At 53.7% G+C, this 8,788-nt stretch carries 9 protein-coding genes; 7 read left to right on the top strand and 2 right to left on the bottom strand.

Translation table 11 applies throughout. The features are described from left to right. Positions 1–204 precede the first annotated feature (204 nt). Both KIH86_RS25800 and KIH86_RS25795 read left to right on the top strand, forming a co-directional pair. The gene (locus KIH86_RS25800; protein ID WP_223086019.1) at positions 205–1,653 is read left to right on the top strand and encodes a potassium/proton antiporter; all 1,449 of its coding nucleotides are present in this window, start codon (positions 205–207) and stop codon (positions 1,651–1,653) included. Positions 1,654–1,836: 183 nt separating this feature from the next. Continuing rightward, a complete protein-coding gene (locus KIH86_RS25795) occupies positions 1,837–2,280 on the top strand; it encodes a Dps family protein (protein ID WP_316503310.1) in 444 nt (147 codons plus the stop codon). Positions 2,281–2,377: 97 nt separating this feature from the next. On the opposite strand, the gene KIH86_RS25790 is transcribed toward KIH86_RS25795, so the two are convergent. Next, positions 2,378–3,094 (bottom strand): AIM24 family protein, encoded by a 717-nt coding sequence (locus KIH86_RS25790; RefSeq protein ID WP_223086017.1) that lies wholly within the window; start codon positions 3,092–3,094, stop codon positions 2,378–2,380. 63 nt (positions 3,095–3,157) lie between these two features. Further along, positions 3,158–3,604 carry a hypothetical protein gene (locus KIH86_RS25785; RefSeq protein WP_223086016.1) on the bottom strand — a complete coding sequence of 149 codons (447 nt, stop codon included), beginning with the start codon at positions 3,602–3,604 and terminating at the stop codon, positions 3,158–3,160. A gap of 145 nt (positions 3,605–3,749) precedes the next feature. On the opposite strand from KIH86_RS25785, the gene KIH86_RS25780 reads away from it, so the two are divergent. From KIH86_RS25780 to KIH86_RS25760, 5 genes are all read left to right on the top strand, one after another. Beyond that, positions 3,750–4,454: a M50 family metallopeptidase gene (locus KIH86_RS25780; protein ID WP_223086100.1), complete on the top strand. Its 705-nt coding sequence runs from the start codon at positions 3,750–3,752 to the stop codon at positions 4,452–4,454. Positions 4,455–4,599: 145 nt separating this feature from the next. Continuing rightward, positions 4,600–5,328: a hypothetical protein gene (locus tag KIH86_RS25775; RefSeq protein WP_223086015.1), complete on the top strand. Its 729-nt coding sequence runs from the start codon at positions 4,600–4,602 to the stop codon at positions 5,326–5,328. 185 nt (positions 5,329–5,513) lie between these two features. Next, the gene (locus KIH86_RS25770; protein WP_223086014.1) at positions 5,514–6,443 is read left to right on the top strand and encodes a helix-turn-helix transcriptional regulator; all 930 of its coding nucleotides are present in this window, start codon (positions 5,514–5,516) and stop codon (positions 6,441–6,443) included. Positions 6,444–6,725: 282 nt separating this feature from the next. After that, positions 6,726–7,715 carry an ABC transporter ATP-binding protein gene (locus KIH86_RS25765; protein WP_223086013.1) on the top strand — a complete coding sequence of 330 codons (990 nt, stop codon included), beginning with the start codon at positions 6,726–6,728 and terminating at the stop codon, positions 7,713–7,715. After that, a complete protein-coding gene (locus KIH86_RS25760) occupies positions 7,712–8,701 on the top strand; it encodes an ABC transporter ATP-binding protein (protein ID WP_223086012.1) in 990 nt (329 codons plus the stop codon). Before KIH86_RS25765 ends, KIH86_RS25760 begins: the two co-directional genes overlap by 4 nt. The last annotated feature ends 87 nt before the right edge of the window (positions 8,702–8,788 follow it).

The following is an 8,788-nucleotide window of genomic DNA, read 5'->3' as shown; positions in this document are numbered from 1 at the left end:
ACAGGACTCATTCCCATGCCGTTTTGGTTCCAATTTCTATTGTCGTTCTTGTCTTTGAGCTAAACTTAATGACATTGCCGCTTCGGGGGTCTTTTTCATTGCTAAAGACAGGGAATCCGGAAATGCTAAATGCAAGGACTGTCGCGGAGACGGGAGTTTCCGGGTAAATAGAGAGAAGAACAGGAAAGGATGTGAGCCTGACCAATGACCCATCTAGCCGATTCCGTGATAATGCTGCTTGCCGCGCTGCTGCTGATTGGGGTGCTGTCCACCAAGTTCTCATCGCGCTTCGGGATGCCCTCGCTCGTATTGTTTATCGCCGCAGGAATGATCCTGAGCCGCTTCATCTATTATGACAATGTGGCCCTTACACAGATGGCCGGCATCTTCGCCCTGGTCATCATCCTGTTTGAAGGAGGCATGCAGACGAGCTTTAAGGATATCAAGCCGGTGATCGGCCCTTCGCTGGTCTTGTCTACCCTGGGCGTTCTCGTGACAACGGGAGTGGTCGGCCTTGCGGCGACCTATATTCTCGGCGTCTCCTGGGAGGAGGGGCTGCTGTTCGGTGCGATTGTGGGATCAACGGATGCGGCTGCGGTATTTTCGGTCCTGGGGGGCAAAAATATAGATAAACGCCTGACATCAACGCTGGAGGCGGAGTCGGGCAGCAATGATCCGATGGCGGTGTTTCTTACCGTATCCCTCATCGAGTGGATTGAATCCCCTGAGACGGGATTATGGAGTCTTCTGCTCTCCTTCGTCTGGGAGATGGCCGTCGGGCTGCTCGTGGGTCTTCTGGTGGGGAGAATCGCCATTTATTTGATCAATAAAATCAACCTGGACTCCACAGGGCTCTATCCGGTGGTGGCCGTAGGATTCGCAGTTCTGACCTATGGCTCCGCCGCCCTGCTTCACAGCAGTGGACTGCTGGCTGTATATGTGATGGGGCTTGTGCTCGGCAATTCCGAGATCGTCTATCACCGGACAATCATGAATTTCAACCACGGCTTTGCCTGGATGATGCAGATCTTTATGTTTATTCTGCTGGGTCTGCTGGTCTTCCCGCAAGAACTGACGCATGTCGCCTTGCAGGGTCTGCTTCTGTCCGTCATTTTGATGATTGCGGCAAGGCCGATAGCGGTATTTCTGTCCTTGCTATTCTTCAAGTATTCCGGCGCGGAGAAGATCCTGATTGCATGGGCGGGGCTGCGCGGCGCGGTGCCGATCGTGCTGGCTACCTATCCGCTATTATCGAATCTGGAGAATGGCCGGCTGTTCTTTAACGTTGTCTTCTTTGTCGTGCTGACATCGGCGGTAATCCAGGGGACCACCATCTCGCCGCTGGCTGCAAGACTGAAGCTGGCAGGCGGACAGCCTGAAGCGCCGTCGCTGATGGAGCTGGTCGCGCTCGGGCGGACCGACGCGGAGTTCAATCATGTCCGTATCCAGCCGGACATGCCGATTGCCGGCATGCGCATATCCGATATGCAGTTATCCGATGAAATTCTGTTCACCGCCATTATCCGGGATGACAAGATCGTAACGCCGCATGGGTACACGGTGATTGAGCCGGGAGATGTGCTGTATGTGCTTAGCCCGAAATCGAAGCGTGAAGAAATGAAGTCTCTATTCCGGGTGCCTGAATCGGGATAACGGGATATGTGACGGAAAACATAGTTTTAGGACGACTGGGTATGATAACATGTGCACCAACAAAGGCGGTTAAAGGATTGCAAAATGTCGAAAAGTATGTTAATCTAAATATAGATTTAGATTAAGTCTAAATATTAATATTAAATTTTAGGAAGCCGGGAGGAAACAAATATGAGTACAGATCTGAAAAGCCAAACCGAGTTGCATGCTGCGTTGAACCGTCAAACCGCCAACTGGACACTGCTTGGCGTTAAGCTTCATCATTACCATTGGTTTGTGTCCGGCCCGCAGTTCTTTACACTGCATGAGAAATTTGAGGAATTCTACAATGAAGCGGCAGGTTATGTAGATGAGCTGGCAGAGCGCCTGCTCGCGATCGGAGGCAAGCCGGCTGCAACGATGAAGGAATATCTGGCTCTGTCCAGCCTGCAGGAAGCCACCGGCGGCGAGAGCGCCAAGGATATGGTAGCCGCTCTTGTGAAGGATTTCGGTGTTCTCGTAGAAGAATCGAAGGCGCTGATCGGACTGGCTGAGGAATCCGGCGACCAGCCGACTGCCGACCTGCTGATCGGAATCCGCAGCACACTTGAGAAGCATGTCTGGATGTTGACCGCATTTCTGGGATAATTAATCCGAATCTGGATAAGACAGCGCCGCATGAAGGGCGCGAAATGGCCGATATCCGTCACGCTGACGGGCATCGGCCATTTTTGTCGGCAGAGCGCTATTTGATAATGATGCCGCCGAAAGGCAGCACCTCACGCAGGAAACGCTTTAGAAGGCCATCCTCCCGAATCTCCTGCTCGAATCGGCGGTTTTGCTGTCCGGCCTGAAAGAGAACCGGGCCGCTGCCCGTCATCTTCCAATGATAGCTCATATGCTGGCTTGCCAGATGATTCCCGTAGACGGTCAGCTCCAGGCTGGCGTTCTCCGGATAGGCGATCACGCTGCCGGCATCTACATACAGCGGCTTGACCGGGTCCAGAACCGCTTCGCATACGGTGCCTTCCGTGAGGATGCCGAAGCTCCCCTTTCCCGAGAACTTGATCTTGACGATATCCCGGGTCACGACCATGTTCTTCATGCTGAGAATCCGGCTCTGAAAGGAGACCCCTTCCGTATAATAGAAGAGATGCTTGAAATCGTAGAGCAGGTCGTCGTCTCCATTCAGCGTAATGCTCTTGATCCGGTAGCCGGGAGGAAGCGCGGCCGTGAAGCGGCACGGCCCCGTCATGTCCGCCCGGATCAGCTTCTTCTTCCGGTACATCCCCTTCAGATCCATCAGGCGGTCGGCCCGGCCATTTGACGGGCCTTGATAAGCGATGATCTGCTGCGGATGCAGGAGATGAATCCGCTCGTTCTCCTCCAGCGAGAAGGAGACTGCTTGTCCTCCGGAATCATCACCCAAGATATGGTCCTCAATATTCACCGTGCCGTTCATTCTCCCTTCACATGCATGGTCTGTTCAGCAGACAGATACCGGAATTAAGTCTGGGACGGAAATTCACCGCCACTGATCCCTTCGCCCTGACCGGCTTCGCATACCGAATCGGATCAGGCGGGTCAGGATGAAATAGCCCGCAACAAGTCCGAGTCCCGTCAGGGCCGTTACCTTCAGCCGCCGGATATAGCGCTCACGGTCGGCCCGTTCGTCGCGGAGCTCGTCAAGCATCTTGGTCAGCTGCTGATTCTTCTCCTGAAGGGTCACATTCTCACTCCGGTAATTCTCCAACTGGCTCTTGGTCTGGTCCAGTTCGTTCAGCGTCTGCTGGTAACTGTCTTTCAGCTCATTCACCTGATCCGGAAGCTCCGAGAACTGTTCGAGTCCTTTATACATGTCATTGAATACATTAGCATGGGCAGCAGGGGACGGATAAGTGAAGAGAAGGCCTGCGGCCAGCAGCATGGCAGTCAGCAGGCGCGGTATGATCAAAGAAAACTTATTGTTCATTATGGGCACCGCCTGTCATAATCATGATTAATTCCATTATACCACGCAAGTCAGACAGCTTCCGACATTTGGCGACAGGGCAGCAATTTATTGTGATGAATGTCAGGTTAGCGTATACTGTGGGCGAGAGAAGGAGCTGATATTCCTGAGCAATTGGTTGAAAACCATCTTGTTTCTGATCGGATCGGTGTTCTTGACCCGCTGGATTCCATTCTCCAGCCTGTTCCGCAATCTGGATACGATGATCCATGAATTCGGCCATGCGGCCGTTACGCTGCTGCTGTCGGGGCGGGTGCTGCGCATCGAGCTGTACGCCGATCACAGCGGCGTGACCTACTCGGCGGTACAAGCGGGGTTCAGGTCCGTTCTGGTCGCTCTGGCAGGCTATACATCCGCTTCGCTGTTCGCGCTCCTGCTGTTTCGTCTTTATGTCAAAGGGCGCAAAGATTGGGGACTCATCCTTTCAACGGCAGTTGCAGTCGTTATGCTGGCTCTCTATGTGAGGGGAAGCTTCGGCATGCTGTGGCTGACCGGGTTCGCCTGCCTGAACATGATCATGCTGATGGCGGGCAATGGAATCCGTACATTCTATTATTTGCTGCTCGCCTTCTTAACCCTGGAGGAATCAGTTGTCGGGGCGCTCTACCTGGTGTTCGCGGCCGCCGGTTCTCCGGGTGGTGCGGGCGATGCAACCAACCTGGCGCGGTTGACAGGTGTGCCTGCCGTGTTCTGGGCCATTCTGTTTCTCGCCTTCGCGTTAATTTGTGCCAAATGGGCGCTGGGTGCTTTCTTTCAATCGAAGGGAACGCTGAGGATGTCGAAACGGGCTGTATATCCGGAAAAAGAGTAGGGATGGCATGGAGCCGATGCATATTTGCGTATCGGCTCTTTTTTTGTCGATTTTATTAAACCGAACATACATTCCCTGACAAGGAGTTGTCCGCCATTATTGGTACATTATATAGAAGACCCAGAAAAAGAAAGAGGTGGAAATAATGCCGTCCAACCTACAGCCGGCTTACATCTGGAGCCGGGAGTGTGTATTTTCGGGAAAACCGCAGAGGAATGTTCTGCTTGTTGAATGGAAGGGGGCCGTTCAACAGGCAGCGGGAGGCAAGAAAAGCCAGCGGATCGCCGCCCGCAGCATTGAGCTTCGCATTTGGCCGGAGCCTCATGTATCGCTGACAGGACTTCAAGGCTGCCGTTCCGTAACCAGAGGAGAAAGGGCTCTTGTGCTGTCGCTTGGCGACATCCGTGCAGGGCAGAGCAAATACCTGGCCTTTGAATTCATGCTGGATTCCCGTGAGCCCGGGCATCATGAGACGCTGTGGCTGCAGTGGCGGTATAGCCGCCGTCAAGGAGAACGCTGCCGGGAGCTGCCGGTTCAGAAGCTTACGCTTGAATACAGCCGTCATACCGGTTACCTGAATGCGGCCGCCTCTTTTTATGTGGAGAAGCAGCTCGAGCTGCTGCGGACGGATGAAATGATCGCCAAGGCGTCGGATCTGTATGTCTCGGGACGGAGGGGTGAGGCGAAGGAGTTGCTCCGGCGCCACGGGGACAAGCTTCTGCTGCTTGGGATACGGAGCGGAGACAATGAGCTTGCCCGGGAGGCCCAATCTCTCTACATGCAAAGCGATCGCGAAATGTTTCTTGAGCGGGAGGAGAACAAAAAACAGGATTGCAGAGTGAAAGATGAAAGGCCTGTAGGTAAATATTCCTAATTATATGTAGGTATGAATACATATTTTTCTATGTTTAATTAAGGAAATCAATCGGTCCATGTGATAAAATAGTAAAATAGTTCTATAAAATAAGCCATTATATGGAATTTGTTTTTGCGTTATTGCATATCCGGACTATGCTTCTATATATCTATTTTACTAAAGGGTGGCAAGGAGAAGTTAACATGACAGACCGGTTAATTCGTCTGATGCGCATAATTACGCTCGTGCAGGCAAAGCCTGGCATCCTCGCCCGGGAATTGGCTGACCGATGCGGCACAAGCGAAAGAACGATCTATCGGGATATGGATGCTTTGAGCGCCATGCATATTCCGATCACCCATCTAGGGCATGGGAAAGGGTATGCATTTATCGGCAATTTTGCGCTGTACCCGCTTGACTGGTCGCCCGAGGAAGCCTCGGCCTTTTCGCAGCTCAGCGGATCCTTTGAGGTGATTAAGCCGCATCTGCCTGACGGATTCCTGAGCGCATATGAGAAAGTGATGGCCGCCGAATATAAATACAGGGCGGAACGGGAAGAGAAAGTGGAGAGCGTTCAGAGGCAGGCAGTTCTTGCCGATCAGCTCGTTCCATTGCTGAATGCCATTTTGAAGGGAAGAAGAATCCGGGCTGATTATAACGACAATGCTGAAGAAGAAGAGGAGCTTATCATAGACCCGTACCATTTGATCTCGCTGGAGAACCGGTATCATCTGGTCGGCTACTGTCATCGGCGCGGCAAAATCCGCACGTTCCGTACGCGCTGTCTGAGTCATGTCTGCTTATTGGATACTGGCTTCTCCAAGGAGGGATTCGATCTGACCGCGTTTATCAAGCGGAAATGGTCGATGGAAGAAGACAGCCTCAGACTGGAATTCAAGGTGCGTTTCTCCGAGGATGCACTGAGAGAAGTTGAAGGAGGAGATTGTGCCGTAAAGCCTGTCAAAATTGAATCTCTGGGCCGGGTGGCGAATTTTGAGGTTCCGCTTGAGCGCGATCGGGAGTTTATGGAATGGGTGAGGCAATTCAAGGACGAAGCGGAAATTCTGGAGCCTGTCCATTACCGGGAGGCGTTCCGTTACCAGCTTGAGAATTGGCTGTCCCTCTATCAATAACATACGGAAGGAGAGAGTCCCGGCTGCAGAAGATTGTGAAAAAAAACGCCAGCTTTGATAGAAACCTTAAAATTCCAAAATTGGTCTTGTAGGAAATGCCAATCTGGTGTAAAGTCATGTTATATAACATCTTTGCCCGTTTAAAGCGGTATCTCTTTCGTGTGATGTCAGGTTAATGCTCTATTAAATGTTAGATTACATACTCTCTGTATTTTCAGGGAGTATTTTTTTCCTATACATTTGACCTTCGTTCAATTTTACCGAGAAGAGAGGTAAGCTTCTGTGGTCCAGCCTATTTTAAAAATAGAGAATTTACATACCCACTTTTTTACGGAAAAAGGTGAAGTGCCCGCTGTCGATGGAGTCGATCTGCATATCAATCCCGGCGAGGTGCTGGGCGTGGTGGGGGAATCGGGCTGCGGGAAGAGCGTGACCTCGCTGTCCGTGCTCAAGCTGGTCCCGAATCCGCCGGGGCGCATCGTGGACGGACGAATTCTGTTCAAGGGCCAGGATATTGTCCCGATGAAGGAAAGGGAAATGCGGAAGATCCGGGGCAACGCGGTCTCGATGATTTTCCAGGAACCGATGACGTCGCTCAATCCGCTTTTTACCGTAGGCCAGCAAATAATTGAGACGGTGCGCCTGCACCAGGGCGTCTCCAAGAAGGAAGCCCGGGAGCATGCCGTCGATATGCTGCGAAAGGTCGGCATTCCGAGACCGGAGTCTATTATCGAAGAATATCCCCATCAGCTGTCGGGCGGGATGCGCCAGCGGGTTATGATCGCCATGTCGATCTCCTGCAATCCCGAGCTGCTGATCGCGGATGAGCCGACGACCGCGCTGGACGTGACGATCCAGGCCCAGATCCTCGACCTGATCCGCCGGCTCAACGAAGAGCAAGGAACCGCGGTTATGATGATCACCCACGATTTGGGGGTTGTGGCGGAAATGTGCCATCGGGTGGCTGTCATGTACGCCGGCAAGGTGGTGGAGGAAGGACCGGTGCGGGATATTTTCAAGAACCCGCTGCATCCCTATACCCAGGGACTGATCGCGTCGGTGCCGAGAATGGACGAGACCCGGGAACGGCTCTATTCCATACCGGGCAATGTTCCGATCCTCAGCACCGCAATGCAGGGCTGCCGCTTCGCGCCGCGCTGTCCGCATGTTCTGGATGTATGCCGGCGGAGCCTGCCTGAGCTTACGCTTCAGGATGATCGGCACAGCAGCCGCTGCTGGCTGCATGAAAGCGACCGGGAGGATGCGGTATGAGCGAACATTTGCTGGAAGTGAGAGGACTCAAGAAATACTACCCGATCAAGAAAGGGTTTCTGGACCGGACACAGGGCTATGTCAAAGCGGTTGACGATATCTCGTTCGCGGTCCGCAGCGGCGAAACCTTCGGTCTTGTAGGCGAGAGCGGCTGCGGCAAATCGACGACGGGCCGGTCTCTGCTCCGGCTGATCGAGCCGACGGCCGGGGAAGTGTACTTCGAGGGCCAGGACATCACGAAGCTGTCTCTGGAGGAGATGCGCAAGCGCCGCCGGGAGATGCAGATCGTATTCCAGGACCCCTTCTCCTCCCTTGATCCGCGCAATACGGTCGAGCGCATTCTGGAAGAGCCGCTGATCGTTCACGGAGCAGGGAATGCCAGGGAGCGCAAAGCTGCGGTCAGTCGGCTCGCCGATGTCGTGGGCCTGTCGAAGGCCCATCTTCAGCGGTATCCTCATCAGTTCTCGGGGGGACAGCGGCAGCGGATCGGCATTGCCCGGGCGCTCGCCCTCCAGCCGAAGCTGATTGTGGCTGACGAGCCTGTCTCGGCGCTGGATGTGTCGATTCAGTCCCAGGTTATCAATCTGATGCAGGATCTGCAGCGGGAATTTGGCCTGACCTACATATTTATCGCGCATGATCTCAGCGTCGTCAAGCATATTTGCGACCGGGTGGCGGTCATGTATCTGGGCCGCATCGTGGAGATCACAAGCAAGGAGATACTGTACGCCAATCCGCAGCATCCATACACGCAGGCGCTGCTCTCGGCGGTTCCGGAGCCTGACCCGGATCTGCGCAAAGAGCGCGTTATCCTGCAGGGCGAGGTTCCAAGCCCTGCCAACGCGCCGGTCGGCTGCGCTTTTCATACGCGATGTCCACATGCAATGGACATCTGCCGCAATGTCCGCCCGCAGCTGGCGGAAACTGAAGCGGGTCATTTGACCGCCTGCTACCTGTACGGAGAGACACAGACACAGCTGGCTTGAAAGGGAGACAGAGCCGGTGCTGAATCAGGTTTATGGCCGCGCTACTATATAAAGGCGGCTCCATATAAACGCCAATCTATGTCTAGG

This window comes from Paenibacillus sinensis (genome assembly GCF_019904155.1).
Taxonomy (GTDB): Bacteria; Bacillota; Bacilli; order Paenibacillales; family Paenibacillaceae; genus Paenibacillus_AQ; species Paenibacillus_AQ sinensis.
This window is presented reverse-complemented; position numbering and strand designations above follow the sequence as displayed.